Origin of the sequence: Streptomyces arenae (genome assembly GCF_022343545.1) — a bacterium.
Lineage (GTDB): Bacteria > Actinomycetota > Actinomycetes > Streptomycetales > Streptomycetaceae > Streptomyces > Streptomyces humi.
The window spans coordinates 1-26401 of sequence record NZ_JAKQYH010000021.1; the positions used below are offsets into that span (position 1 = coordinate 1).

The 26401-nt window shown below is 72.9% G+C and carries 20 protein-coding genes and 2 pseudogenes; 6 read left to right on the forward strand and 16 right to left on the reverse strand.

The features are described from left to right. Nucleotides 1–416 (reverse strand): annotated as a pseudogene (locus MB828_RS11640) (hypothetical protein); the annotation flags it as partial. Between the two features lie 1090 nt (nucleotides 417–1506). Here MB828_RS11640 and MB828_RS11645 point away from each other — a divergent pair. Further along, the gene (locus MB828_RS11645) at nucleotides 1507–2289 is read left to right on the forward strand and encodes a hypothetical protein (RefSeq protein WP_301648094.1); all 783 of its coding nucleotides are present in this window, start codon (nucleotides 1507–1509) and stop codon (nucleotides 2287–2289) included. Between the two features lie 626 nt (nucleotides 2290–2915). Here MB828_RS11645 and MB828_RS11650 read toward each other — a convergent pair. The 5 genes from MB828_RS11650 to MB828_RS11670 form a co-directional block, all read right to left on the reverse strand. Next, nucleotides 2916–3086: a DUF6760 family protein gene (locus MB828_RS11650; RefSeq protein ID WP_165941477.1), complete on the reverse strand. Its 171-nt coding sequence runs from the start codon at nucleotides 3084–3086 to the stop codon at nucleotides 2916–2918. Then, nucleotides 3083–3553 carry a hypothetical protein gene (locus MB828_RS11655; RefSeq protein ID WP_301648095.1) on the reverse strand — a complete coding sequence of 157 codons (471 nt, stop codon included), beginning with the start codon at nucleotides 3551–3553 and terminating at the stop codon, nucleotides 3083–3085. Before MB828_RS11655 ends, MB828_RS11650 begins: the two co-directional genes overlap by 4 nt. Beyond that, nucleotides 3553–3996 carry a phage tail protein gene (locus MB828_RS11660; RefSeq protein WP_046726369.1) on the reverse strand — a complete coding sequence of 148 codons (444 nt, stop codon included), beginning with the start codon at nucleotides 3994–3996 and terminating at the stop codon, nucleotides 3553–3555. Before MB828_RS11660 ends, MB828_RS11655 begins: the two co-directional genes overlap by 1 nt. Before the next feature lie 64 nt (nucleotides 3997–4060). Beyond that, nucleotides 4061–5653 (reverse strand): phage tail sheath subtilisin-like domain-containing protein, encoded by a 1593-nt coding sequence (locus MB828_RS11665; RefSeq protein ID WP_301648096.1) that lies wholly within the window; start codon nucleotides 5651–5653, stop codon nucleotides 4061–4063. Between the two features lie 154 nt (nucleotides 5654–5807). Next, nucleotides 5808–7574, reverse strand: coding sequence for an eCIS core domain-containing protein (locus tag MB828_RS11670; RefSeq protein WP_301648097.1), 1767 nt, complete (start codon nucleotides 7572–7574; stop codon nucleotides 5808–5810). 176 nt (nucleotides 7575–7750) lie between these two features. Here MB828_RS11670 and MB828_RS11675 point away from each other — a divergent pair, with 176 nt between their 5' ends. After that, nucleotides 7751–9196, forward strand: a complete 1446-nt coding sequence (locus MB828_RS11675) for a hydrolase (RefSeq protein ID WP_301648098.1) — start codon at nucleotides 7751–7753, stop codon at nucleotides 9194–9196. Beyond that, the gene (locus MB828_RS11680) at nucleotides 9193–10635 is read left to right on the forward strand and encodes an RICIN domain-containing protein (protein ID WP_301648099.1); all 1443 of its coding nucleotides are present in this window, start codon (nucleotides 9193–9195) and stop codon (nucleotides 10633–10635) included. The genes MB828_RS11675 and MB828_RS11680 overlap by 4 nt, the downstream gene beginning before the upstream one ends. 7 nt (nucleotides 10636–10642) lie before the next feature. Here MB828_RS11680 and MB828_RS11685 read toward each other — a convergent pair whose 3' ends face one another. From MB828_RS11685 to MB828_RS11695, 3 genes are all read right to left on the reverse strand, one after another. Then, the gene (locus tag MB828_RS11685) at nucleotides 10643–12745 is read right to left on the reverse strand and encodes an ATP-binding protein (protein WP_301648100.1); all 2103 of its coding nucleotides are present in this window, start codon (nucleotides 12743–12745) and stop codon (nucleotides 10643–10645) included. Beyond that, nucleotides 12742–13401, reverse strand: coding sequence for a DUF4255 domain-containing protein (locus tag MB828_RS11690; protein ID WP_133023595.1), 660 nt, complete (start codon nucleotides 13399–13401; stop codon nucleotides 12742–12744). The genes MB828_RS11685 and MB828_RS11690 overlap by 4 nt, the downstream gene beginning before the upstream one ends. Nucleotides 13402–13524: 123 nt before the next feature. After that, on the reverse strand, nucleotides 13525–14133 hold the full coding sequence (locus MB828_RS11695; protein WP_301648101.1) for a helix-turn-helix transcriptional regulator: 609 nt from the start codon (nucleotides 14131–14133) through the stop codon (nucleotides 13525–13527). A gap of 480 nt (nucleotides 14134–14613) precedes the next feature. Here MB828_RS11695 and MB828_RS11700 point away from each other — a divergent pair, with 480 nt between their 5' ends. Beyond that, nucleotides 14614–17346 (forward strand): LuxR C-terminal-related transcriptional regulator, encoded by a 2733-nt coding sequence (locus tag MB828_RS11700; protein ID WP_301648102.1) that lies wholly within the window; start codon nucleotides 14614–14616, stop codon nucleotides 17344–17346. A 19-nt stretch (nucleotides 17347–17365) separates the two neighbouring features. Here MB828_RS11700 and MB828_RS11705 read toward each other — a convergent pair. Next, nucleotides 17366–18600: pseudogene (locus MB828_RS11705) on the reverse strand (amidohydrolase). 188 nt (nucleotides 18601–18788) lie between these two features. Here MB828_RS11705 and MB828_RS11710 point away from each other — a divergent pair. Beyond that, the gene (locus MB828_RS11710; RefSeq protein WP_301648103.1) at nucleotides 18789–19028 is read left to right on the forward strand and encodes an antitoxin; all 240 of its coding nucleotides are present in this window, start codon (nucleotides 18789–18791) and stop codon (nucleotides 19026–19028) included. 15 nt (nucleotides 19029–19043) lie between these two features. On the opposite strand, the gene MB828_RS11715 is transcribed toward MB828_RS11710, so the two are convergent. From MB828_RS11715 to MB828_RS11735, 5 genes are all read right to left on the reverse strand, one after another. Further along, nucleotides 19044–19982: an MIP/aquaporin family protein gene (locus MB828_RS11715; RefSeq protein WP_301648104.1), complete on the reverse strand. Its 939-nt coding sequence runs from the start codon at nucleotides 19980–19982 to the stop codon at nucleotides 19044–19046. Nucleotides 19983–20237: 255 nt separating this feature from the next. After that, a complete protein-coding gene (locus MB828_RS11720) occupies nucleotides 20238–20903 on the reverse strand; it encodes an SDR family NAD(P)-dependent oxidoreductase (protein ID WP_046727714.1) in 666 nt (221 codons plus the stop codon). Between the two features lie 68 nt (nucleotides 20904–20971). Continuing rightward, the gene (locus MB828_RS11725) at nucleotides 20972–21640 is read right to left on the reverse strand and encodes a hypothetical protein (protein ID WP_301648105.1); all 669 of its coding nucleotides are present in this window, start codon (nucleotides 21638–21640) and stop codon (nucleotides 20972–20974) included. A gap of 214 nt (nucleotides 21641–21854) precedes the next feature. Then, nucleotides 21855–22604, reverse strand: a complete 750-nt coding sequence (locus MB828_RS11730) for a DUF4232 domain-containing protein (RefSeq protein ID WP_301648106.1) — start codon at nucleotides 22602–22604, stop codon at nucleotides 21855–21857. Between the two features lie 163 nt (nucleotides 22605–22767). After that, nucleotides 22768–23487 carry a DUF6445 family protein gene (locus MB828_RS11735; protein WP_301648107.1) on the reverse strand — a complete coding sequence of 240 codons (720 nt, stop codon included), beginning with the start codon at nucleotides 23485–23487 and terminating at the stop codon, nucleotides 22768–22770. 213 nt (nucleotides 23488–23700) lie between these two features. Here MB828_RS11735 and MB828_RS11740 point away from each other — a divergent pair, with 213 nt between their 5' ends. Continuing rightward, complete coding sequence (locus tag MB828_RS11740) at nucleotides 23701–24492, forward strand: DUF4142 domain-containing protein (protein ID WP_207920586.1); 792 nt, start codon at nucleotides 23701–23703, stop codon at nucleotides 24490–24492. A 1-nt stretch (nucleotide 24493) separates the two neighbouring features. Here the strand turns inward: MB828_RS11740 and MB828_RS11745 are convergent, their stop codons facing one another. Beyond that, nucleotides 24494–26140, reverse strand: coding sequence for a glycoside hydrolase family 13 protein (locus MB828_RS11745; RefSeq protein ID WP_301648108.1), 1647 nt, complete (start codon nucleotides 26138–26140; stop codon nucleotides 24494–24496). Nucleotides 26141–26401 lie beyond the last annotated feature (261 nt).

Sequence of the window (26401 nt, forward strand, 5' to 3'; positions counted from 1 at the left end):
TGGAGGGCCTGGGGGGCCTGGGGGGCCGCGGCGGTTCGCTGTATGGAGACGGGGAGGTGGGAGGCCGGGGTGGTGGATGTGACGGCGGGGGCACCGGTCAGGAAGGGGGGCAGGGGTTCGGGCTGGTGGAGGCCGCCTGGGGGCATCGGTGGCATCGGGGGCATCGGCTTCGGAGCGGACGTCTGGCCGTCGGAGCGGTGGTCCGGCGACGCGGTGGCCGGCGTCTGCCGCTGCACGGACGGCACAGGTGGCAGGGGCGATAGGGGCGACGCCGTGGGCGCCTTGGGGTCGGCGGGTGCGGGGGCTCCGGTGGTGGCCGGGCCCAGGACGGGGGCGCCGAGACCGAGGCGGGGAGCAGCGGGAGTGACGGTGGCGCGCTGGACGGTTGCGGGGCTCTCCGTCGTTCGCCGCTGCACGGGCTCGGTGGTGACGACGCGGTCGGGTGCCGGTTGCGTGGGGACGCCGTGGGTTGCCGTCGGTGAGGAGAGGGGGGCGCCCAGGCCGGGGCGGGGTGTGAGGGGAGGTGTGGGTGCGGTGCGGGCCGGTGGGGGCTGGTCGCGCAGTTCCCCGCGCCCCTGAAGGGGCGCTGTCGGCACCGCCGGTTCTGCGGAGGCCCCGCCACGCTGAGGGACGGCCGTCGCCCCCGTCTCACGCGCAGCCGCACGCCGTTGGACAGACGCCGCAGGCGCCGCCTTTCCCAAGGCCCCGCGACTCCGACCGACCGCCGTCGACCCCGTCTCACCCGCAACCGCACGCCGTTGGACAGACGCTGTCGGTGCCGTCTCTGCCGAAGCCCCGCGATTCTGACCCGCCGCCGACCCCGCTTCACCGCCAGCCGCATGCCGCTGAACAGACACCGCCGGCGACGCCATCTCCCCCGAAGCCCTGCCGCTCTGCCGGGACAACGCCGACGTCGTCCGTCCGGAAGTCCCGCCGCTCTGCCGGGACAACGCCGATGTCGTCTCTCCCAAGGCCCCGCCACTCTGACGGGACGCCGTCGGCCCCGTTTCACCCGCAGCCGCACGCCGCTGAACAGACACCACCGGCGACACCGTCTCCCCCGAAGCCCCGCGCCTCTGACCGGCCGCCGCCGACCCCGCTTCGCCCGCAGCCGCACGCCTCTGAACAGACACCACCGGCACCGCCTCTGCCGAGGCCCCGCCGCTCTGAGGGGCAGCCGTCGATGCCGCATCTCCCACAACCGCACGCCGCTGAAGGGACACCGTCGGCGACGCCGTCTTCGCCGGAGTCCCACTGCTCTGGCGAGGCGCTGTCGGGCCTGTCTCTTCCGAGATGCCGTTTTGCTGGGGGTAGGTCGCCTCGCGGGGCGCTTCCGGTGCCCGGGGTATCGGTGGTGCCGTTAGTTGTGGTGCGGTGGACTGCGCGCTGCGTTGTACGACCGCCTCGGTGACCGATGGCGTGGCGGACGCGGAAGCTCTGCCCACGGCCGGAGTCGACGTCGTACGAGCGCCCGTGCCCGAAGCCCTGTTCTTTTCCGATCGACGCGTGACAGCCGCGGGCTGCCCGGTCCCGGCGGGCGTCGCCGGTGCGGTCGGCACGGAGGGAGCCGGTGTGGCCGGACGGACGGGCGGTCCGGTCCTGGACGTGGATCGCTGTACGACCGGCGCTGTCGGGGAGGCGGTGCCCTGTCCACCGGAGTGCGGTGCCGCTCCGCCGCTCGGCGCCGCGGGCACACCCTCAGCCGTTTCGCTGCTCCCCGTTCGGTCGCCCTCGCCCGCCGACGGCGTCACCGTGGCCTCGCCTGCCGCCACCGTCCGCGGCGCCGACGGCAACGTACGCCGCTGCACGGCCGCGGCCGACGTGTTCGCCGGCGCCTGCGTCAGCGCGCTGCGCCGAGGCGGGACCGGAGGTGCCGGTGCGACCCGGGGACCGGTGGCCGGAGCCGTGACGGCCGGAGTCGCCTGCGGCACCCACGCCACCGGCACCGCACCCGCAGCAGCCGAAGCGGGAGTGGCCGTCGTGGGCGTGGCCGATGACGGCCGTCGGACGGCTGACGTCGCCCCCTTGACCGGCGGGGTCTGCGGGGTCTGCGCGGTCGGCGGCGTCGTCGACGCGCTCGCCCCGTTCCGTACCGCTCCCGCCGGCCCCGGGTTCCGCACGGCCGCGCCCCCACCCTGGGCCCCCGCCAACGGCACCCGCTGCACCGACGGCGCCCCCGCACTCACCGACCCGACCGAGCGCCCGGAGCCGACCGAGCCAGCCGAACCAGCCGAGCCGACCAAACCCGTCGAACCGGTCCCGCCCGCCGTGCCGGTCGCGCCACCCTGACCGCTCACACCGCCCCGACCACTCGCACCGCCCGGCCGGGAGGACGCGGTCGGTGCCGACGGGCCGGCCGGGCCGGCGCCGACCTCTCGCAGCGGGACCACGGGGAGCGCTGTGGGTCGGCCGCCCGGTCGGCCCATCGGTCCCGCCAACGGCAGTGACTGCGCCGGCCGTTCGAGGCCGCCCAGGGCACCCGTGCCGGTCAGCCCGGTCCTGCCGCCGTTCGTGAGATTCGCGCTTGACGCGCCGTCCAGGACCGCGTGTGAGCGCGTGCCCATGAACGACGGGTTCTGCCAGGTCGGCAGCCGCCCGCCGAACCCCGGGTCCGCGACCTGGCCGCCCGGCCCCAGCGCACGCTGGATCGGCGGCAGCCCGGACCATGCCGCCGCCACCACAGGACGCGACCCCGCACCAGACTCCCCGGCCCCAGCCGGAAGCGACGTCGAACTCGATTCCGGAGCCGAAGCTGAACTCGGTTCCGCGGCCGAAGCCGGACCCTGTCCCCTAGCCGGAGCCGGACTCGGTACCAGGGTCTCGGCCCTGGCCCCAGCCCCAGCCCTGCCCCCGGCCCCAGCCCCGCCCCCGGTCGCGGGTCCGCGTCCCCGTACCCGATCCCACAGGCCCACCGGTCAGCCCTCCGTGCCGGCGGCGGTCGCCGCCCTGGTCACCAGGGACGCGATCTCGGCCGTGTAGCGGCGCCGGTCGGCGTGCTCCAGGTCCAGGATGTCCTCCAGGTTCCAGTGGAAGTGGTAGGCGACGTACGCGATCTCCTCGTGCAGCCGGTCGGTCGCGTACGTCACGATTCCCCCAGGCGGCTCCCGCCGAGTTCCACCTCGAAGGGCTCCGAGCAGTGCGGGCAGTTGACGGCGGCCCGGGTGTGCCCCTCCGCGTTGATCTGCCGGTAGAAGTCCTGGAGGAACGCCAGGTCGGAGGCGAACATGTTCTCCACGATGCCGTCGTGCATGAGCGGCAGCGTGCCCAGGCGGGTGATGACCCGGCCCAGCAGGACCACCGACAGGAACGCCGGGTTCTCCTGGACGCGGATGTCCCGCAGCGGGATCAGCTCGTCCCGTGCCGTCGACAGGCGCATCACGCCGTCGCGGTGGACGGTGCCCTGCTCGTCGACGTACCCGCGGGGCAGTTGGAAGGGGAACTCCGTGCGCAGCACCTCGCGGGGCGCCTCCGGTTGCGGGGCGACGGGGGGCGCCGTCACCTCCGGTGCGAGCGGCGCCCCCACGCTCCCGGCCCGGCCGGCCGAACGCCTCATTACTCGATGACCAGTTCTTCGAACGTGATGGTCACCGACTCGGTGAGCGCGGACGCCTCACCCGCCTTGACCGTGCTGGTGTCGATCTTGCTGCACCAGGCGTTGCGCAGGTTGTAGCGCTTCACCGGGGTGTTCTGGAAGTCCATCATGATGATGGTGGCGTTCTTGCGGGCCGTGGCCATCTGGCCGTTGATCGACTCGTTGATCCACTGCGTGAACGACGACGACTGGGTCATACCGCGTACGACCGTGCAGGTGCCGTTCTTCTTCACGCCCGGCAGGTTGCGGACGTGGTTCTTCCCGTCCGGCGTGTTCTGCTGGTAGGTGATGACGTCCTGCTCCATCGACAGACCGCTGACCTCGGCGAGGTACTCGACCATCACGCCGTCGATCTGGAGGCCGAAATTGTGTGATGTGAGGGCGTCACCCGGCTGGAGACTCATGTCCTACTGCCCGTTCTACTGAAGTTGCCTGAAAAACGAAGGGGTTGGGGGCCGACCGCCCCCGCTACTCCTGGAGTTCGCCGCTGCCGCTGGAGAACTGGGCCAGCCGGAAGATCACGAACTCGGCGGGCTTGACCGGCGCGATGCCGATCTCGCAGATCACGCGGCCGACGTCGACCGACTCCGGCGGGTTGGTCTCCTCGTCGCACTTGACGTAGTACGCCTCCTCGGGCCGCTGCCCGAACAGGGCGCCGCTGCGCCACTCGTTGACGAGGAACGCGGAGATGTTGCGCCGGATGCGGGCCCAGAGGTTGTGGTCGTTGGGCTCGAAGACCACCCACTGGGTGCCGATCAGGATCGACTCCTCCAGGTAGTTGAAGTACCGGCGGATGTTCAGGTAGCGCCAGGCCGGGTCGGAGGACAGGGTGCGGGCACCCCAGATGCGGATGCCGCGGCCCGGGAAGGCGCGGATGCAGTTCACGCCGATCGGGTTCAGGAGGTCCTGCTCGCCGCGGGTGATCTGGAGCTCCAGGTCGACCGCGCCCCGGATGACCTCGTTCGCGGGGGCCTTGTGGACACCGCGCTCGGCGTCGTTGCGGGCCCAGACGCCGGCCACGTGGCCGGACGGCGGGATCAGCCGGGAGGTGCCGGAGGCCGGGTCGAAGGTCTTGATCCAGGGGTAGTAGAGGGCCGCGTACTTGGAGTCGTAGCCGGCCGTCTCCTGGCGCCAGACGCGGATCTGGCGGGCGTTGAGGCCGGGCGGCGGGTCGATGACGGCGACCCGGTCGCCCATCAGCTCGCAGTGCGCGATCAGGCCGAGCTGGACGGCCTTGACGGCCTCCAGGTCGATCGCGCCGCGCTGGTAGGCGGCCATCAGGTCGGGCACCGCCACCATGGACACCTCGTCGACGGCCTCCAGGCCGCCGAAGCCGGTGCGGTCGGCCGAGTCGCCGAGGTAGGTGGCGGGGCCGGGGTGGGAGCCGGCGTCCACGACGGGGGGCGTGGACGCCGGCGTCTGGGCGGGGGCCACGAGGGCCACCGTCTGGTTCTCCGGACGGGCCAGCTGCGCGGCGGGCGCGGCCTCGGTCACGGTGATGAGCTTGGAGCGCTCCTTGACCTGCGTGACGACGTAGTTGCGGCCGCCCTTCTTCGCGGTCACGTCGAAGGTCTCGACGGGCTTGCCGCCGTCCTTGACGATCAGCTTGAAGCGCTCGGCGGGGCCCTCGCCCTCCGGGTCGGCGACCTCGACGCTCAGGTCGCCGGAGGCCATCGCGCTGACCGTGAAGGTGCCGAGCTGCTTGGCCTCGCCGGCCGGCAGCGCGGCGGGCGCCGCTGAACCGCTCACCGCGGCGGGGGACTTGGCGCCCTCGGCGGACCCGTCGGCCCCTTCCGCGGTGCCGCCGACGCGGACGACGTACGCCGCCGTGCCGCCGTTGTTGAAGAAGCCGTAGACGGAGTGCGCGAGGTAGTACCCGTCGGTGAACTCACCGAAGGCCGCCACGTACTGCGTCCAGTTGGTCACCAGCGTCGGCTCGTTCAGCGGACCGGTCGGGGCCAGGCCCACGAAGGCCGCCACCGACGTGCCCACCCCCTCGATGGGGCGCGAGCCGCTGGCCACCTCCTCGACGTAGACGCCGGGCGACAGGTAGGACGGCATGCTCTGCTCTCCTCGGGGTACGAGACAGGAACGTCTCCCACCCTCACGCGCGAGGCCCGTCCGCCGAAACGGCCCGAGGTGCCTGCCCGAGGGCAGTCCGCGTGCCCGGAAGGGCAGGACACGCGGACCGGCCGGCCGTACCGGCGCCGGATGCTCAGCGCAGCGTGATGGTCAGCATCGCGCCGACCAGGTTGGTGTTCCCGGGAGTCGCCCAGCACTCGTGCCAGGTGCGCCCGGCCTCCCGGCCGTACATGCGGAAGTACCAGAGCGGGTCACCGCTGTCGAGGGTGGAACGGCCGGGCTGCTCGCGGGCGTAGTTCTCCATGGTGACGTAGTCGTCGCCGGCCTTCGCCACCACACCGCCGAAGTGGTACGGCATGGGGCGGTCGCCGGTCGCCTGCATCTCCGCGAGCTGGTCCGCGTCGGCCTCGGCCTTCACCATCATCACGTGCCCGGCCTTCGGCATCTTGGCGTGCTCGTTGACCTCCAGCCGCCGCAGCACCCTCTCCATCTCGTCCGGCTGATCCGCGACGAGCTGCTGGAACAGTCCGCTCATCTCCAGCATCAGCGGTCCGGCGACACCGGTGTCGCCCTTCTTGAAGGCGTCCTTGAGGCGCTTCTCGTACTTGTTGCCGGAAGTGAGCCGGTCGAGCGCCTTGCCCAGGGTCTCCCAGTAGGCGTCGCCGCCGGTCAGGTCCACGGACTTCTGCCCGGTCACGAACTCCGCCATCGCGTTGCAGCGCTGCGGAACCCGCACGTCGAGGCCGTGCTGCACGGTGTTGTCCCGGCGGGAGGGCCGGCCCTTCGGCTGGACCTCGTACAGCACCTCCTTGCGCCCCATCCCCTCGAAGGTCAGGTGACGGCCGGTCTTCTCCAGCCGGACGCCCCTGCCGCGGGTGAGATCGGGCAGCCGCTCGTTGGAGGAGCTGATCCGCGCGTTGGTGGCGAAGAAGGTCTTCGGTTCCTTGCCGCCGGCGGCGTGCTGCACGGCCAGCGAGAAGTCGTCGGAGACGGCGAGCCGGACGGCGCCCTCGTAGACGAGGTGCGGCAGCGGCGGGTCGTCCTGGTCGTACCAACTGCCCCGCTCGTTCGTGTCCTGGCCGACGAAGAACTGCTCGTCGTCCGCGTCCGGGTGCTTGGTGGGATAGCCCTCCTGGCCCGGCTCGATCACCTGGTACCGCTGCACCGGGGCGGCACCCGCCGCACCGCCGCCCGTCCCCGGCCGTGTGGTGTCGGGGGCGACGCCCTGGGCGAGCTTGCGGCCGCTGTCGGACGCGTGCCGCTCGAACGGGTCGTTCGGGTGGGAGACCTTCGTCCCGTCCCCGGCGTCGGTGCCGGCCACCGGACCCGCGGCCTGCTGCCAGACATGGGTGAGTTCGTGGTACATCGTCTCGTCGTCCACGCCCTGTGGGCCCACGACGATGTCCAGGCCGGTGGTGTAGGCGCGGGCGCCGTACCGCTGCGCCGAGCGCTGGGCGACGTCCCCGGTGTGCACGCGCACCCCGCCGAGGTCGATGCCGAGCCCGGCCTCGGCGCGCTTCTGGATACGCGGCTCGAGCGGGCTCCACGACGAACGCACCGCGTCGGCGACCGAGTCCCGCTGCACCACCGCGTCCCGCTGCACCACCGCGTCCCGCTCGGCGACCGCGTCCCGCCGGCCGGCCTCGTCCCACTCGGCAGCCGCCTCCCGCTGGACGGCCGAGTCCTGTGGGGCGGCCGTCTCCTCCTCGACGTGCCCGCAGCCCGCGGTGTGCTGGTGCCGGTCACGCTGCACGGCGCGGGCGACCGCCGCGTTGCCCGCCGTCGCCTGGAGGTGCGCCAGCCGGTCCGTCGTCGCCGGCCGGGGCGCGGACGGGCGGGGCGCGCGGTCCGCGTCGCGGTCCGCCGCGGAACCCGTGCTTGAGCGTGCGTATGCCTGCATGTACCGTCCTCTCGCCTCTCGTCGTTCTACCCGGGCCGGCGCCGGGACTGAAGAGCCGCAGGGGCACTCCTGACACCCGGCTTCCCGTCCGGACGGCCAACAGGGCCGCTCCTTCGGGCACTTGAAGCTGCCCTTGTTCCTGCGACACCGTCGCGGGCCACCCGTAACGTGTCGGCGTGAGCCTGTGGACTTCTCTGGAACCCGCCTCCGCGACCGTCGACCCGGGCGGCAGCACGCGCGTCCGGCTGCGGCTGCGCAACACCGGTGACGTCGTGGACGAGTACCGCTTCGAACCGGTGGGCCCGATCGCCCCCTGGACGACCGTCGAACCGCAGACGCTCCGCCTCTACCCGGGCACGACCGGCACCGTCGAGCTGACCTTCGCCCCGCCGCGGACGCCCGACGCGACGGCCGGTCCGAACCCCTTCGCGGTGCGGATCACGCCCACCGAGCACCCCGAGGCCGTCACCGTCCCCGAGGGCAACCTCACCATCACCCCCTTCACCGAACTGCGCGCGGAACTGGTGCCGCCCACGGTCAAGGGCCGGTTCCGGGGCCGCCCCAAACTCGCCATCGACAACCTCGGCAACACCAGGCTGACCGCCTCCGTCAGCGGCAGCGACAACGGCGACCAGCTGTCGTACGACATCCATCCCAGCAACGTCCAGATCGAACCGGGCCGGGCCGCCTTCGTGGACGCCACGCTCAAGCCCCGGAAGATCATCTGGTTCGGGCCGAAGGAACAGCGGCCGTACCGGCTGGCCGTGCAGCGCTCCGGGGTCCAGCCGGAGCCGGTCGACGGCACCTACGTCCAGCGCGGGTTCCTGCCCCGCTGGCTCGCCACCCTCTTCGGCACCCTGCTGGCCCTCGCCATCACCTTCGCCCTGATCTGGTTCAACTACAAACCGCAGGTCAAGAGCCTCGCCCAGGAGCAGGTCCAGGAAGCCGGCGTCAGCAGCATCGCGCCCAGCCCGACCGCCACGCCGACCCCGCCGCCTGCGCCCACCGAGACACCCTCGTCGGCGCCCCAGGCGGACACCGGCAATGGCGACGGCGCCGGCGACGGTGGTGGCGGAGGTGGCGGCGGCGCGACGGCCACCGTGACCGCCAAGCCCAGGCAGGACACCGCGGCGACCGCCGTCAACCGCCTCGCCGCCGACGACCCGGCCGGGCGGCACATCTGCTACCGCTCCTACGTCCAGGGCAGCGGCTGGCAGAAGCCGGTCTGCGACGGCACCATGTCCGGCACCGTCGGCAAGAACGTGCCGATCAAGGCCATCAACCTCGCGGTGTACGGCGTCCAGGGCTCCGCCGCCAACTGGTTCCACTACGACTCCCGGTCCACCAACGGCCAGGGCACGTGGTACCCGAACTGGACGGCGATCATCGCCGACGGCAAGGACAACTACATCGGCAGCACCAAGGCGTCCGACCCCTACATCGAGGGCTTCGCCTTCAACGTCGGCAACGGCCAGAGCTGTAGCAGCGCGAAGGTCCGCGACCACGACTGGGGCGACCAGTGGTGCAAGGGCTCCCGCAGCGACAACAACGCACTCGACTTCGTCGGCACCCTCGACAACACGCTCTGGCTCGAAGCCTTCAAGCTGACGGTGACCCCATGACCCTGTGGACCTCCCTCGAACCGTCGTCCGCGACGGTGGACCCGGGCTCCTCGACCCGGGTCCGGCTGCGGCTGCGCAACACCGGTGACGTCGTCGACGAGTACCGCTTCGAACCGGTGGGCCCGATCGCCCCCTGGACGACCGTCGAACCGCAGACGCTCCGCCTCTACCCGGGCACGACCGGCACGGTGGACCTCACCTTCGCCCCGCCCCGCACCCCGGACGCGACCGCGGGCCCCAACCCGTACGCGGTGCGGATCACGCCCACCGAGCACCCCGAGGCCGTCACCGTCCCCGAGGGCAACCTCACCATCACCCCCTTCACCGAGATCCGGGCCGAACTGGTGCCGCCCACGGTCAAGGGCCGGTTCCGGGGCCGACCCAGGCTCGCCATCGACAACCTCGGCAACACCAGGCTGACCGCCTCTGTCAGCGGCAGCGACAACGGCGACCAGCTCTCGTACGACATCCACCCCAGCAACGTCCAGATCGAACCGGGGCGCGCCGCCTTCCTCAAGGCCACGCTCAAGCCACGGAAGATCATCTGGTTCGGGCCGAAGGAACAGCGGCCGTACGCGCTCACCGTCCAGCGGGCCGGGGTCAATCCACAGCCTGTGGACGGCACCTACGTCCAGCGTGGGTTCCTGCCCCGCTGGCTCGCCACCCTCTTCGGCACCCTGCTGGCCCTCGCCATCACCTTCGCCCTGATCTGGTTCAACTACAAACCGCAGGTCAAGAGCCTCGCCCAGGAGCAGGTCCAGGAAGCCGGCGTCAGCAGCATCGCGCCCAGCCCGACCGCCAGTGCCCCGCTGGCCGCCCCGGCACCCACGCAGTCGGCGGTCGCGCAGCAACCGGAGAACGACGCCCCCGCCTCACCGGACACCGGGTCGGGCGGCGGCGGCCAGGGCCAGTCCGCGCCCAAGCCGAAGAAGAAGACCGTGAAACCGGTCGTACCGGCCACGAACGTCCTGCTGCGCAACACCACCACGAAGAAGTGCGCGGACGTCCCCGGCTACGGCAACGGCACCAGCGACGGCCCGGTGCGGGAGTACACCTGCGACGGGACCACCGCCGACAACCAGCTGTGGGACCTGGAGGTGCGGTACCCGAAGGACGGCCCCGGATCGGCCGCGCTCTTCCAGATCCGCAACGCCAAGGACCAGCTCTGCATGGACCTGCCCGACTACGGTTCGGCGAAGCTGTCCTCGCCGATCACCGAGTACAAGTGCGACGGCACGAAGCGCGACAACCAGCTCTGGTGGCTCGACAAGCAGCCCGGCGGGGCCTACTGGATCCGCAACTTCGCCAGCGACAACCTCTGCCTGGACGTGGCGGGCTTCAGCACCGGCGGCAACGACACCAATCTCACCCTGTACTACTGCTCGGACGACGACGACCAGGAATGGGGGATCGTCCGCCCGTCCGCCGACGACCAGTGACGGCCGCTCACCAGGCGCCGGGCACCAGGCGGCCCGCCTTGCGGTACTCGCGGCGGGCGCCTTCCAGGAGATCCGCCGCGGTGACCGGTTCGGCACGGGCGGCCGCCAGGTAGGCGGCGGTCACCACGGCACTGCGGATCGAACCGCCGGCCAGCTCGAAGTCACGGGCCAGCGGCCGCAGTTCGGTGTCGCCGGTGCTCGGCACGTGCGCCAGCCCGTGCCGCCACAGGGCGAGCCGCTGCTCCTCGTCGGGGAACGGGAAGTCGATCACCAGGTCGAGGCGGCGGGTGAAGGCCTCGTCGATGTTGGCGCGCAGGTTGGTGGTGAGCAGCGCGATGCCGTTGAAGGCCTCCAGGCGCTGGAGCAGGTACGCCGACTCCAGGTTGGCGTACCGGTCATGGGCGTCCTTGACCTCGGAGCGCTTGCCGAAGACCGCGTCGGCCTCGTCGAAGAGCAGCACGGCGTCGGTGCGGTCGGCCTCGCTGAAGATCCGCTCCAGGTTCTTCTCGGTCTCGCCGACGTACTTGTCGACCACGGAGGAGAGCTGGACGACATAGAGGTCCAGGCCGAGTTCGGCGGCCACCACCTCCGCGGACAGCGTCTTCCCCGTCCCGGACTCCCCGGCGAACAGACCCAGCACCCCGCGCCCCCGGCCGCCGCCCGCGCTCAGCCGCCAGTCGCCGAGCACCCGGTCGCGGTGCCGGGCGCGCGACGCCAGCTCCCGCAGTTCCGTGAGCGGGCGTTCGGGCAGCACCAGGTCCCGCCAGTCGACGGCGGGCCGGATCCGGCGGGCGTGCTGTTCGAGTCCGGACGCCGACTGCTGACGGGCGGCGAGGCGCACATGGGCGGCGGCCAGCGGGGTGCCGTCGAAGGCGGCGAGGTCCTGCGCGGCGCGGGCCGCCCGAGCGAGCCGGTCGCCGCCCAGGTGGTACGGCGCGACGGTGGCCGCCAGGTCGAACCCGGGGCCGGCGGGGAGGGCCGCCGTCCAGGCGTCCAGCGCCGTGGCACGCCGGGAGGGGACCTCCAGGACGAGCGGATCGCGGTGGTCGCACCACTGCGGGTCGTAGGGGCGAGCGGCGGTCACCAGCACCGTGACGTCACCGGCGGCGGTGCCCAGCGCCCGTACCAGGGGAGCCGGGTCCCCGCCGGCCTCGACGACCAGCGCCCGCCCGCTCAGCCGCGCCTCCCGCAGCAACTCCGGGACCAGCTCCTCACCCGTCACGGAACAGCGCCACGCACCCACCCCCGCGAGCCGCAACGCCAGCGCCGCACACCCCTGCCCCTCCCCTTCCTGCCGCTCCCGGAGATAGGCGAAGAGCGGCCCGGCAGCGATCCGCCCGGCCAACCGCCGGACGAAGTCCCCGTCGGCACCGGCGTCTTCGTACGAGAGACCGCCGTGCGGGGGATCGGCATGCGAGAGACCGCCGTGCGCGGGGCCGTCGGCCGGCATCCGGTCGGGTGCGGATCCGTCGGCCGGCGGCGAGTCGGTCGGCGAACCGCCGTGCGGCCACCCGTCGGCGGATGCCTCCCGCAGGGTCGCGGTCAGGTTCGCGGACGGGGTGTCGTCGCCGATGAGGTGGGACAGGACGCGGTCCGGGACGCGCAACGAGCGGCTCAGGAAAGGCCGTTCGGGCTCCTCGACGGTGAGCAGGCCGAGCGCGGTGAGCGGGGCGGTGGGATGGAAACGGGCGCGGGCCACGGCGAGGTGGGCGGGGACCCCGTACAGGTCGAGGGCGAGCCCGGTGGTGGCTCGGCGGCGGCCGACGTCGTCGTTGAGGTAGCCGTACAGCGGCTCGAAGGTGCGGTCGAGGTCGGGCGCCAGGGCGATGAGGAGGATCGCGGTGTCGAGGTGGGTGAGGCGCAGCCGGGCACCGAGCTCCGCGAGGCGGTCCGGGAAGTCCTCGTCCAGGGACGGGAGTTCGGCCGGGGCCGGGGCCGGGCTCAGGAGGTACCTGACCGCCTCCTCGGAGAGGTAGAGGCCGCGCAGCGGGTCGGTGGCCGTGGGGTCGCCGGCCGAGCGGTGCTCGACGAGCGCGGCGGTCCGCTCGCGCAGGCCGGCCAGCCGGGCCAGCAGCGGAGCGGCCGGCTCCAGGGAGACGTCCAGGGTCACGCCCGGCCCCTCCGGACGGCCCGGGCCTCGGCGACCTGGCCGGGGCGGTGGGCCCGCTCCTCCAGCACCGGGGCGTTCTCGTCCAGCCCGTCCCGTACGCGGACGGCGGCACCCTCGGTGACCGGCGGACCGGCGTCGTACTCCGGGTAGGCCGGGAAGGGTGCGGTGATCACGACGTCCAGGGAGGGCTTGAGCTCACCGCCGAGCGCCGACCAGATCTCGGCGAGGGAGCGCGCCTCGGACTGGATGCCGGCACAGGAGAGCGGGATCGTCAGCCCCAGCGCGCCCAGCGATCCTGGCAGTTCGGACGGGTGGATCAGCTCTCTCGGGATCAGTGTGGCCAGCACCGCGCTGATCAGCCGGTGCTCGTCCTCGGGCCGCTTGGTCCACGCCGTCACCAGGTACGACAGCCGGAACCAGCGGGGCGGCTGACGGCGCTTGACGACGACGTCCCGTTCGTCGCGGATGTCGATGTGCCCGCGCTGCCGCCGGTTCACGTCCTCCCGGATGTCGTACAGATAACTGTTGATCACGGGGCCGTTGCGGCGGGCCGACCAGTCGCGGGTCGGGGCGTCGAAGGAGACGTCGATGCCGGAGCCCTCCAGCGCGCCACTGGTCAGCAGGTTCCGCAGCACCTGGTCCACTTCGTGGATCACGCCGTACTCACCGCTCCTTGCTCACCTGTCACCCGTCTCCATCCTGCCGCCCGCCGTGCGCGCCCCGCAGGCACCGCCGGGCAGACCGCGCTGCCCCGGTGCCGGTGACCGCTGCCCGATCGGTCAGATGTAGCCTTCCCGGAGGGCATGGGCCACGGCGTGGGCCCGGTTGCGCAGGTGCAGTCGGGTCGTCAGCCCGTGCATGACGTTCTTGACGGTGCGCTCGGAGTAGGACAGCTTGCTGGCGATCTCACCGGTGTCGAGTCCCTCGGCGACCAGCCGCAGTACGTCCACCTCACGGGGGGACAGCCCGGACGCCGGGGCGCCCGGCCGGCCGGCGGCGTTACGGTGCAGCGTGCCGACCTGGTTGATGAGCCGGCCGAGCAGATCCGCGGGCAGGTCGCCGTCACCCCGGGCCGCCGCCAGCACAGCCTGGGAGAGCCGCAGTTCGGTGGCCTCGTGGCGCCATACGATGGCTCCCACCCCGCACTCGATCACATCGAGCAACTCCGTCTCGCGCAGGGCCGCGACCACGAGCACGGCCCGCGCGCCCTCGCTGCGCACCACCCTGCGCAGCCGGGTCAGCACCGGTTCGTCGAGGCCGTCGCTGATGAGCAGCGCGACCGTGCCGGGGCCGCTCTCGGACTCCTCGCGCACCTCGATCTCCGGGTGCCGGCGCAGCTGGCTGAGCGCGCCCTCACGGGAGATGGGGTCCGGCGCGTACACGGTCACGGGCGTGCGCCCGACCGACGCAGATGAACTGTGGCTGGCCAACCGCTTCCCCTATGGACACGTGCCCGTCACCCCTGAGGGAACGGTGACAGGCGGGATTACTCCAGCCTGCTGTGCCCGAAGGGGCAGGGACAATCGTGGAGCACCACGACAGCGACCACGAGAAGTGAGGGTGGGTCCGGGGCAGGGGGGTCGTGTGTCGGCCGCGGGCCGGTGGGGGTTGTTCGCGCAGTTCCCCGCGCCCCTAGAAGCAGGTGGGTCCAGTGAACCCGCCTTCTTGGGGGCGCGGGGAACTGCGCGACCGGCCACGACCCACCCGCAGCCGAAACTCCACCCCGGCACCCCGCGAAATCCACAGCCCCGTATCAAATGTGCCGTCCACGCAACAAAGGGCCCCGCCCACGCGGCCCCTCCACAACCTGTCCCACCCCCACCGCCTCTAACCCCGCGAACCCACCAGCGCACCGCGAGGAGCCAGGAATGACCCGTCTGTCCCCTGAACTCGCCGACGCCATGCACCTGTTGGCCCAGGAAGCCGAGCGCACGCGGACCGCCGGCGGCCGGCTCGTGCTGCTCCGGGGCGCCACCGGAACCGGCCGCACCACCGTCCTGGAAGCCGCCGCCGAACAGGCGGCCGGCCTCGGCCTGCGCACGCTCCGCGCCCGCTGCTCCCCGGCCGACACCGCCATCTCCTTCGCCACCGTCCTGCAACTCCTGGGCCCGGTACCTGAGTTCGCCGAACTCGCGGTGGACGGCGACGAACGGTCCACCGCCGCCGGACTCTGGCGGCTGCTGCGCGCCTACGCCGACGCCTCCCCCCTCCTGGTCGTCGTGGACGACGTGCACCTCGCCGACTCCCCCTCGCACCGCTGGCTGGTGGAGGCCGCCCGGCACATAGACCGCTTACCGATCCTCCTCGTCGTCAGCGAGCGCAGCCAGTACGACCTGGAACCGCCCACCCCCGGCTTCGCCCACACCCTGCCCCCTGCGCTGGTCCGCACCCACACCCTCGCCCCCCTCACCCCCGTGGCCGCCGCCGCCCGGGTGCGCGCCGAGTTCCCCGACGCCCCCCGCTCCTGGATCGACGACTGCGTGCACGCCGCCGCCGGCAGCCCGCTGCTGCTGCGCGCCCTCCTGGACGACCTCGGCACCGCCCGGCACCCGGACGTGCCCGGGACGACCGCCGCCCTCTACCCCGGCGCGTACCCGGCGGCCGTCCACTGGTGGCTGGACAGCGCGGGCCCGGCCACCACCGAGGTCGCCCGTGCGCTCGCCGTCCTGGAGGAGGCCCCGGCCACCGGACTGCCCGACAACGAAGTCACCCCGCTGCTCGCCGAACTGGCCGACGCCGACCCCACCCGGGTGGCCGGCTGGCTCACCGCCATGACCAACCTCGGCCTGCTCACCCTCGGCCCCGACGGCCGCCCCCGCTACCCGCACCCCCTGCTGCGCGACGCGGTCCTCGCCGGCGTCCCCGCCGCCCGCCGCCGCACCGCGCACCGGGCGGTCGCCGAGGCGATGCTGCGTCAGGACGCGCCCGCCGAGGCCGTCGCCCGCCAACTCCTCGCGGCCGGGCCGGTGGCGGCCCCCTGGGCCCCGCCCCTGCTCCAGGACGCGGCGGCGCACGCCCTCTACGAGGACCGCGCCGAGGACGCCGTCGCCTATCTGCGCCGGGCCCTGGAGGAACCCCTCGCCGACGACCACCGGCAGCGGCTGCTGACCGAACTGGGCTCGCTGGAGTACGCGGCGCCCCGCTCCACCGCCGCGATACCCCGGCTCGCCGAGGCCGTCCGGCTGCCCGCCACCCCGCAGAACCGGGTCCGCGCGGCCGTCGCCCTCGGCACCGCGCTGACCGGCCGGGGCCGCACCCGCAAGGCCGTCGAACTGCTGCGCTCCGTGGACGGCGAGCTGACCGGCCGCCCCGACCTGACCCGCACCCTGCACACCGCCTCCGTCCTCCTCTCCGACCAGGACCAGGAGGTGCGCCAGGAGCTCTACCAGCGGCTGTCCGAGGCCGCCGACCGCTCCCCGGAACAGGTCGGCACGGCCGGACAGGCCCTGCTGGTACGGCACTCGGCCTCGGCGGGCCTGATCTCGGCCCGGGAGGCGATGCGGGAACTGCGCGCCCTGCTCGCCGCCCCCGCCGACCCGCTCACCGAGCCCGTCCTGCTCGGCACGGCCGCCACGGTCGCCCAGTGGGCCGACGAACTCGACGAGGCCGACCGGCTGGTGGACCGCGGCCTGGCCGTGCAGCGCCCCGACGTGCTGCACCCCATGCACCACGCCCTGCTCAACTGCCGTACGGACATAGCGGCGGCCCGCGCCGACCACACCCGCCCGGCCGCCGTCCCCGAGTCGGTCTCCCCGACCAACGTCGACGCCCAGGCGCTCGTCGCCCTCGTGGAGACCGGCCGTGCCGACCGGGCCGAGCGGCTGGTCGCCGGGCTCGACCTGCGGGAGGCCGCGGACTCCTGGGAGCTGAACCGGTTCCTGTACGCGCGGGGGGTGGTGCGGGCCGCCGCCGGCGATCCGGCGGCGGCGCTGCACGACTTCCTGGAGTGCGGGCGTCGGCAGTCCGCCCGGGAGGTGATCAGCCCGCTGGTCACGCCCTGGCGGACGGCCGCCGCCGAGTGCCGGCTGGCCCTCGGCCGCCCCCTGGAGGCCATCGCCCTCGCCGAGGAGGAGCTGCGGCTGGCCCGGGTCTGGGACACCCCGCGCACGGTGGGCCGGGCGCTGCGCGTCCTCGGTACGGCGACCGGCGGCCGCCGCGGCCTGGAACTCACCGAGGAGGCCGTACGGCTGCTGCGGGACACCGCCACGGCCGGTACCGAACCGGCGCTGGCCCTGCTCGCGCTGGGCCGCCAGCTGACCGCCGCCGGGGAGGCGGCCCGCGCCCGCGACTGTCTGCGGGAGGCCGCCGAGCACGCGGAACGGCTGGGCGCCGTACGGCTGGTGGAACTGGCCGAGCACAGCCTGCGGCAGGGCGGCGCCCGTTCCCCCCGGCGCCGGACCGGCACCGCCTCCCTCACTGGCAGCGAACGCCGGATCGCCGAACTGGCCGCCGAGGGCCGCACGAACGTGGAGATCGCGGCCCTGCTCCATCTGGCCCGCCGTACCGTGGAGACCCATCTCACCCACACCTACCGCAAGCTGGGCATCCGCCGACGCACGGACCTGCGCCTCGCCCTGGACCAGGGGACACCGCTCCCGTAGGAGGGCCAGGGGTCGGGGTTCAGGGGGTCAGCCAGTGGGCCGCCGCGGCGAGCAGCGCCCGTACGCCCGTCTCGATCGTCGGCTCCTGGACGGGGGCGAAGCGCGGGGAGTGGTTGGACGGGATCTGCGGCGGGATGCCGTCGCGGCCAGGGCCTCCAGGTCGACGTCCGCGTAGAGCGCCAGGTCAGCGCCGCCGACGAACCAGAAGACCGAGGGCGCGCCCAGGGCCGTACCGAAGGCGCCGAAGTCCTCGCTGTTGGGGACCGGTGAGGTCAGCTCGAAGGTGAGGCCGGGGAATTCGGCGGCCAGCGCGGCCTGGACGGCCTCGGTCGCCTCCGGGTCGTTGTGGGTGACCGGGAAGGAGTCGATGGGGACGATCTCCGGCTCCCGCGGTGCGGCGGAGGCGGCCGCCTCGGCCCGTACGATCCGCTCGACGGCCGCCAGCACCCGGTCCCGTACGGCCGCCGTGGTGGACCTTATGTTGATCTTCAGCTCGACGCTGTCCGGGATGATGTTCTCCTTGGTCCCGCCGTGGATCGAACCGACCGTGACGACGGCCTGCTGGCCCGCGGCCACCTCCCGGGAGACGACGGTCTGGAGCCGCAGCACCACGGCGGCGGCCAGCACCACCGGGTCGACGGTCGCCTCCGGCGTGGACCCGTGCCCGCCCCGCCCGAACAGCGTGACCCGCAGGCTGTCCGCGCCCGCCATCAACGCCCCCGCCCTGGTCCCGACGAGACCGGCCGGCGCGCCCGCCACATGCTGGGCCAGGCACACGTCCGGCCGCGGGAACCGGTCGGCGAACCCGTCCGCGAGCATCTTGGGCGCCCCGCCCACCTCCTCGGCCGGCTGGAACACCGCGACCACCGTCCCGCGCCACCCGTCCCGGACCGCGGCCAGCTGTCCGGCCGCCCCCAGCAGCCACGCCACGTGCATGTCGTGCCCGCACGCGTGCATCACCCCGTCGTTCCGCGAGGCGTACGGCAGCCCGGTCTCCTCGGTGACCGGCAGCGCGTCCATGTCGGCGCGCAGCAGTACGACCGGACCGTCCCCGTTGGCCAGCACGCCCACCACGCCGGTGCCGCCGACCCCCTCGGTGACCTTCCAGCCCTGCTCCCGCAGCCGGTTCGCGACCAGGGCCGCGGTCCGCTCCTCCTGGAACGACAGCTCCGGATGCGCGTGCACGTCCTCGTAGAGCGCGCGCAGCCCGGGCAGCCGCTCGCTCAGGCCGGTCAGGAGGGGGCTGGTGCTCATGGCGTCTCTCCAGGGGGTGATGGGCCGCTCGCCCGTCGGGTCCGGATGCGGGATCAGCTTCGTGACCGTACTGCACCCGTGACCGCGCGAGTCCGTCGCGGGGCGCCCCTTTCGCGCCCTGCCGGGCACCCCGGGCGCCGTTCCGTGCGGTCTTGTCAGCGGTGGCCCGCACTGGCGACGATGAGCACATGTTCGATGGACTCGACGGACTCAAGGACCTGGCGGACAAGGCGAAGGACAAGGCCGAGGACATCGCCCGACAGCACGGGGACGTCCTCGACAGCGGCCTGGAGAAGGCCGGCGACCTGGCCGACGAGCGGACCGACGGCAAGTACGCCGACCAGATCGACACGGGGGTCACCAAGGCACAGCAACTGGTGGAGCGCCTGGGCAGGCAGGCCGGGGAACCGGTGGATCCGCAGCCGTAGGCACCGCCCCTACGGTCAGTTCTCGTCCGTGGTGGGCCGGGTGCGGCCGGGCTCCGGCAACTCGCCCAGCTTGAGCCGGTCGTGCAGGACGTCACCGATGAAGAGGTCGTAGAGCAGCACGCCGATCACACCGCCGATCAGCGGACCGACGATCGGGATCCACCAGTAGCCGCTGAACCAGGCCCCGTCCCCCGGGAACGCGAGGCTCTTCCACCCGGCGAACCAGGTGAGCAGCCGCGGCCCGAAGTCGCGGGCGGGGTTGATGGCGTAGCCGGCGTTCGCGCCGTAGGACATGCCGATGGCGGCGACGGCGAGGCCGATGACGAACGGGCCGAGGTTGGACCCCACCGCCGTGTTGCGCAGGTCGATCACCGCGACGACGAACATGACCAGGAAGGCGGTACCGACGATCTGGTCGATCAGCGGCCCCCAGGTCCCGCCGTGGAAGTACGGCGCGGGGAAGGTGGCGAAGATCGAGAAGGTCGCCTCGGTGTGACCGCCGACCTTGGGCGGTTTGGAGACGGCGTCGAAGGCGTTGATCGCGTCGTGGTAGACGAGGTAGACCAGCGCGGCGCCGGCGAGCGCGCCGAGCACCTGCGACACCCAGAACGGCACCACCTTCGCCCAGGGGAACCTGCGCCGCACGGCGAACGCGAGGGTCACCGCCGGATTCAGGTGGGCGCCGCTGACGCCGCCCGCCACGTAGATGCCGAAGGTGACGGCCAGCGCCCAGCCCCAGGTGATCAGGAGCCAGTCGCCGGCGGCGAGGAAGATCGTCGTGGGCGTCGCGGCACGCCCGGACCCGGGCAGCGCCGCGACCGCCATGGCCACGACCCCGCAGCCGAACGAGATCAGCACGAAGGTCCCGAGAAACTCTGCCAGGCACTCACCGAGCAGGCCTCCACGGCTTCTGAGCCGGGAGGATTTGACGAGCGGAGGAATTTCCACAGCCATCGCTGGCCCCCTTTACCCATCGCAGGCTCCCTGCGGGGAGCAATCAGGCCGAAAACCATTTTGACCCACAAATGATGTTCGCGCAGATCCACTCAAAAGGCGCGCTGATGGGGCAAGACAGGCGCACGGGCAGGGGTGGGCGCGGGGTACCGGCGCGTGGGGCGACGGGCGAGGGGGCCGAGGAGCGCGGCGGGGCCAGGGCGTGAGGAGCGACGGGCGGGCGGAGGGGGTGGGTGAGGGGACGTGAGGGGGGCGTCAGCTTTCCAGGTCGTCGGCGTAGTGGCGGAATCCGTGGCGGTCGCGGTGCATCGCCCAGAGCGTCTCGGCGAGCACGGCCGGGTCCTTCCTCTCGTGCCCGGTCACGATCGCCCCGGGGATGACCAGCTGCCCCACGTGGATCCCCTCGCCGGCGAGCCGGTCGTGCAGCAGGTGCCCGTACGCGCTCTCCGCGGCGAAGGCGATGGAGGTCCCGGCCCGGTCCGGATGCGGGATGACGGCGGTCCCCCCGTTGACGAACAAGATGGTCCCCCGGCCCAGTTCCCGCATCCCCGGCAGCACCTGCTGCACGGCGGCGACGGGCCCGTACACCGAGAACTCGACCGGCCCGAGCAGATCGGCGTGGGTGGTCTCCAGCACCGGCCGCATGAAGTCGGCCTGCGGCACCGGGCTGTACTGGAGCACCTCGACGGTCCCCAGTTCCTCACCGGCCCGCGCGAGCGCCGCCGCGAGGGCGGCCGGGTCCCGCACGTCGGCGGAGTACCCCCGGGCGTCGATCCCGAGCCCGGCGAGCTCACGGGTGAGGACCCCGAGCCGGCCGCCGTCCCGGGCGACGAGCGCGACCGCGTACCCCTCCCGCCCGAACCGCCGGGCGACGGCGGCCCCCAGCCCCGGCCCGGCTCCCACGATGGCGACACTGCTCACGACGTGACTCCTGACGACTAGGGCGGTCTGCACCTAGCTCCGTACCGCGCGCCGCCCGACTTCACACGTCAGTCCTCCGGCGGCCGGCCTTCGATCAGGCGTTCCGCGATGTCGTCCGCCCAGGCCTGGGCCCAGTGGCGCAGTTCGGTGATCGCCCGGTCGTCCAGGCCGAGGACCGCGAACTCCCGGTCGTCGATCCACTCCGTGCCGGTCAGGCGGGACTGGAGGTCGGCGAGGTCGAAGGTGTCCCGGGCATGACGGTGGCCCAGGTCCTCCAGATCGGGGAGGGACCAGCGGTCCGCCGCGGCGCGCACGACCAGCAGGTCCCGGGGCAGACCGCGGTCGGTCAGGGCCCACACCCGCATGCCGACCACGTCCTCCAGGGCCAGGGTCAGCCCGAGTTCGGTCCGGACCGGCGGGTGCCAGAGCGCCTCCTTGAGGATGTCGACCTCGCTCTCGTCCCCCGCGACCGCGTCGGTGACGACGAGCCGGGCGGAGAGCGGGTCGGTCTCGCGGACGACGACCTGCCAGCCGCGTTCGCGCAGGGCCGCCGTCACCGTGCCGACGATCATCCGCATGGGCGCCGGGTGCTGTGTGGCGACGTCCAGGGTCCGGCCGGGGCGGTCGAACAGACCGTGTGCCAGGGCCGCGTGGTCTCCGGTCAGGGCCAGGGGGTACGCGGCACCGGCCGACAGCACGTCGGGCAGCAGACGGCAGTACGGTTCGGCGAGGTTCACGTGGCGACGACCGGCGTCCCGTGCGGGCGTCCGGCGGCCGGGAGAGATCGGACCATGGCCCGATTATCACCGGCCTGCCCGCGCCCCGGGGTCGCCACACCGCCCGGCCGGCGCGGCACCTTCCCCATCCGCGACACCGCCGCCGACGGCTCCACCGGCCGCACCGGCTTCCGGTGCGTGTGCGACGCGCCGTGCACCGAGGGCGCGCCCGGGGTCATTCGCCGACGGGGCCGATGTACGTCCCGGGGTGGGTCGCGCCGTCCTGGAGCACCACGGCGCCGCCGTGCCAGGGCAGGTCGAACGAGGTGCGCTGGTTCGGCGCGGTGACGACGACCGTGGTCGGCGTGAACGTGCCGGAGTCGCCCTGCGCCGGCACCAGGAAGGTGATCGCGAAGTCGGTGGAGGCGCCGTTGGCCAGGGTGACCCGGTGCGGGGTGGCGCTGGCGCGCTGGAGCGACCACTTCTGACCGCTGTTGACCAGGTCGACGCCGGGGAAGCCGAACATCGTGCAGGTGTGGCCGCTCTTGTTGGTGAACGCCACCACCGCGTGCTTCTGCTGGCCCGTGCCGCTGCCCGGGTCGGCCCAGGAGTAGGAGAGCTGGGAGGCCTGGCAGGCGGGCACCGAGCCGGCGGCGGAACCCCCGGAGGAGCTGCCCCCGGAAGTGGACGAACCGCCGGAGGCGGACGACCCCGAGGTGCTCCCGCTCTCGCTGCTCCCGGAACCGGAGCCGGTGCTCGAACCAGTGCTCGAACCAGTGGACGAGCCGGTGGTCGAACCGCCGCTCGAACCGTCCGCCGTCGTGGAGTCGCCGGCGGCCGGGGCGGCCGTGCCGCCGTCCGCGCTGACGGAGCCGCTCGCGGTGCCGTTGCACGCGGTCAGCAGCGCCAGCAGCGCGGCGGCGCCGGTCACGGCGACAGCGTTCTTGCGGACGTTGGTACGGCGGTTGCGAAGCTGCTTCGGCATGGTGTCCCCCAGCGGTGGCGATCTCCCCGGCTCTCTGCCGGACACCCCTTTCGATGCGGGCCCCTGGAGGAAAGTTCGGAGATCGCCGTCACGGGCCCGTCCTGGTCGTGTCACGCCCGCTGTTACAGACCGCCGTCACGGACCGCCGGCACGGACGCGACGCTCACGCCATCCAGAAGAACACCGCCGTCATCCGCTTCTCCTCCAGCGTCTTCCCGGCGTAACCGGTCGCGCTGTGCACGAGGTTGGCGTTGTAGAGGAGCAGCCGGTTGTACCTGTGCGGGACGCGCACGTCCTCCTCGAAGTGGTCGCCGGGCACGAACCGCGTGCCGAGGGCCTCGACGAGGTTGTTGTGCGGGGCCTGCACGATGTTGCCGCCGAGCCGGCCGCCGGGCAGCGACTGGCGGTAGAACGCGGTGCCACAGTCCTTCGCCACCCCCGGGTTGAGGTACAGCACCGCCGCGTACCGGCACAGCGCCCGCGAGTCCGTGTGCGGGCGCGGCTCGCTCTCCCCCTCGCCGACCACCTGGACGCAGTTGTGGTTGAGGGTGCCGCCGCCGGGCGCCTGCTGCACCCACAGCTTCCCGGCGCCGGTGGCCTGCCGCACCAGTGCTTCCACGACGTCCAGTTCGGCGGGCTCCAGACCGGGCATGGTGCGCAGGCCGGGCCAGGTCTCCGTGGTGTACGGGTAGCCCTGGACCCAGTCGTCCTTGGCCAGGCACCGTTCCCGTACGGCGTCCACGTCCGGCAGGACGTCGTCGAACACCCAGTAGTCACGGCCTCTGGTGGGCTTGCGGTAGGGGAGCACGGGGAGCGCCGCCGGGCCCCGCGGCGCCGCGCCGTTGGGCAGCCGGGGAACTCGGGGCGAGGAGTGTGGGGGCATGCGGCGAAGCCTGCCGCCAGCTTTGTCATGGCCACATAGACCAGGAGAAATCATCACCGTTCGCTGGCGAAGACATGGCCAGGTGGCGGGTCCCGCCGGGGAAGGCCTCACAAGTTCTTTGCCAAACCAAAAGGTTTCGGGCGCTTCCCTGTCCGTACTTCTCTGCGTCCGACCCCGCGGCACGCGGGACCCCCGACCGGGCCGGAGGCTCCGATGCCCTTTTCGCGCAACGCGACAGGCACTCTCTTCGTGGGAGGTGCCCTGAGCCTGACCCTCGCGGCACTCGCCTACCCGAGCATGCTGGGCGTCAACACCACGTCCAGCTCAGCCACCAGGGTCATCGCCAACACCCAGTGGGGGCCGCTGACCGAGGGCGACCGTGACTTCGTGGTGAAGGTGCGCGCGGCCGGCCTCTGGGAGTACCCGGTGGGTCAGCTCGGCCTGAAGAAGGGCACGACCCCGGCGGTCATCACCGCGAGCAAGCACCTGATCGACGGTCACGCGGCGCTGGACATCAGCTGCCGCAAGATCAGCCAGATGCTCAACATCGCCATCCCCAACGTGGCCTCGCCGCAGCAGCAGGGGTTCGTCAGCACCCTCACCGCGGACAGCGGGAAGAAGTTCGACACCGACTTCGCCAACATCCTGCGCGTGACGCACGGCTCGATCTTCAACACCATCGCGAAGGTCCGCTCCACCACCACGAACACCCTGGTGCGCACCCTCGCCGACCAGGCCAACGCCACGGTCCTCGACCACATCACGGTGATGGAGCAGACCGGCCTGGTCGACTTCCCCTCGGTCCTCTTCCAGGAGACGACCGCGCCGAAGCTGCCCGCCACCGACCTGACCCCGCCGCCGCCGGACCCGGGCCAGCCGCAGGTCGTGCTCACCCCGCCGGTCAACAGCACGACCAAGCCGCCGGCGCTGCCGGGCGAGCCGGGCTTCACGGGCAGCGGCGCCGGGGTCGGCAACGGCGGGACCCCCAGTCCCACCGCAGGCTGAGTCAGGCGCCCAGCCACACCGTGGTGTCGGGCGGCAGCGTGCCGTCCAGCGGCAACGGCACGCTGGCGAGCAGCACTTCGCCCGGCGGCAGCGGCACCGGCGCGTGCGACACGTTGGTGACGCACCGCCAGCCGTCCGTCCGGGCGAAGTGCAGCACACCCTCGGGCGCCTCGGCCCACGTCAGCGTCTCGCCGTCGAGCAGCTTGCGGCGCAGCCGCAGCGCGGTGCGGTAGAGCTCCAGGGTGGAGCCCTCCGCACCGGCCTGCGCCTCGACCGCGTACGACGCGAACCACTCCGGCTGCGGCAGCCAGGCGCCGCCCGCCCCGAAGCCGTACGACGGTCCGTCCGTCGTCCACGGCAGCGGCACCCGGCAGCCGTCCCGGCCCTTGCGGACATGGCCCGTCTGTTCCCAGATCGGGTCCTGGAGGACGGCCGTGGGTAGGTCGGCGACCTCGGGCAGCCCGAGTTCCTCGCCCTGGTAGACGTACGACGACCCGGGCAGCGCCAGCATGAGGAGCGTGGCCGCGCGGGCGCGGCGCAGGCCGTGCGCGGCATCGGTCCGCGGGGCGTGGCCGCCGGACAGCAGCCAGGCGTTCTCGTCGGTGCCCGGCGGCAACACCAGCCGGGAGGCGTGCCGTACGACGTCGTGGTTGGACAGCACCCAGGTGGCGGAGGCGCCGGCCGCGCCCGCGGTGGCCAGCGAGTCGGCGATCACCTGACGCAGCGCGTCGGCATCCCAGGGAGCTTGCAGATACTCGAAGTTGAAGGCCTGGCCCAGTTCGTCGGGGCGGGCGTACAGGGCGCGGCGGGCGCCGGGCACCCAGGCCTCGGCGACGGCCGTGCGGGGCGGACTGTAGGCGTCGAAGATCTTGCGCCAGTCGCGGTAGATCTCGTGCACCTCGTCCCGGTCCCAGTAGGGGTGGGTGCCGGGCGGCACCCGCTCCAGCGCCTCCTCGCCGGTCGCCCCGAACTCGGACACGTCCCGCAGCGGCTCTGCGAGGTCCTTCACCAGGGCGTGCGCCACGTCGATCCGGAAGCCGTCGACGCCCCGGTCCGACCAGAAGCGCAGGGTGGTGCGGAAGTCGGCGCGGACCTCCTCGTGCTCCCAGTTCAGGTCGGGCTGTTCGGGGGCGAAGAGATGCAGGTACCACTCGCCGTCCGGGACCCGCTGCCAGGCGCTGCCGCCGAACACCGACTGCCAGTCGGAGGGCGGGAGTTCGCCGCGCGTGCCACGGCCGGCCCGGAACACGTACCGGTCCCGGGCCGGGGAGCCCGGAACGGCCCGCAGCGCCTCCTGGAACCAGGGGTGCAGGTGCGAGGTGTGGTTGGGGACGACGTCGACGATCACCTTCAGGCCCAGCCGGTGCGCCTCGGCGGTCATCGCGTCGAAGTCGTCGAGGGTGCCGAGGCGCGGGTCGACGTTCCGGTGATCGGCGACGTCGTAGCCGCCGTCGGCGAGTTCGGACGGGTAGAACGGGCTGAGCCACAGGGCGTCCACACCGAGCGCGGCCAGATGGGACAGCCGCTCCGTGACGCCCTTGAGGTCACCGAGTCCGTCGCCGTCCGCGTCGGCGAAGCTGCGCGGATACACCTGGTAGATCACGGCCTGACGCCACCAGTCGGGGTTCCTGGAGGAGAGGTCGACCACGCTTGTTCCTTTCGGACGAAGGGACCCGGACGGAGGGGCCCGGCAGGGGCACCGACTGGAAGCCTGTCCATATTGCCGCGAAAGCGAACCTTCACACCGGCCGGAGCGGATCGTTCCCTGTGTGAGGGAGTTGTGATGGTCACCGAACGTCCCTTGCCTCAGGGCAGGTTGACAGCATTCGGCGGGGCCAACCACCATGGGCCGCACACCGTGGCTCATGTGACCAATGGGCCCCGTGTTTCTTCGCCGCACTCCGCATCC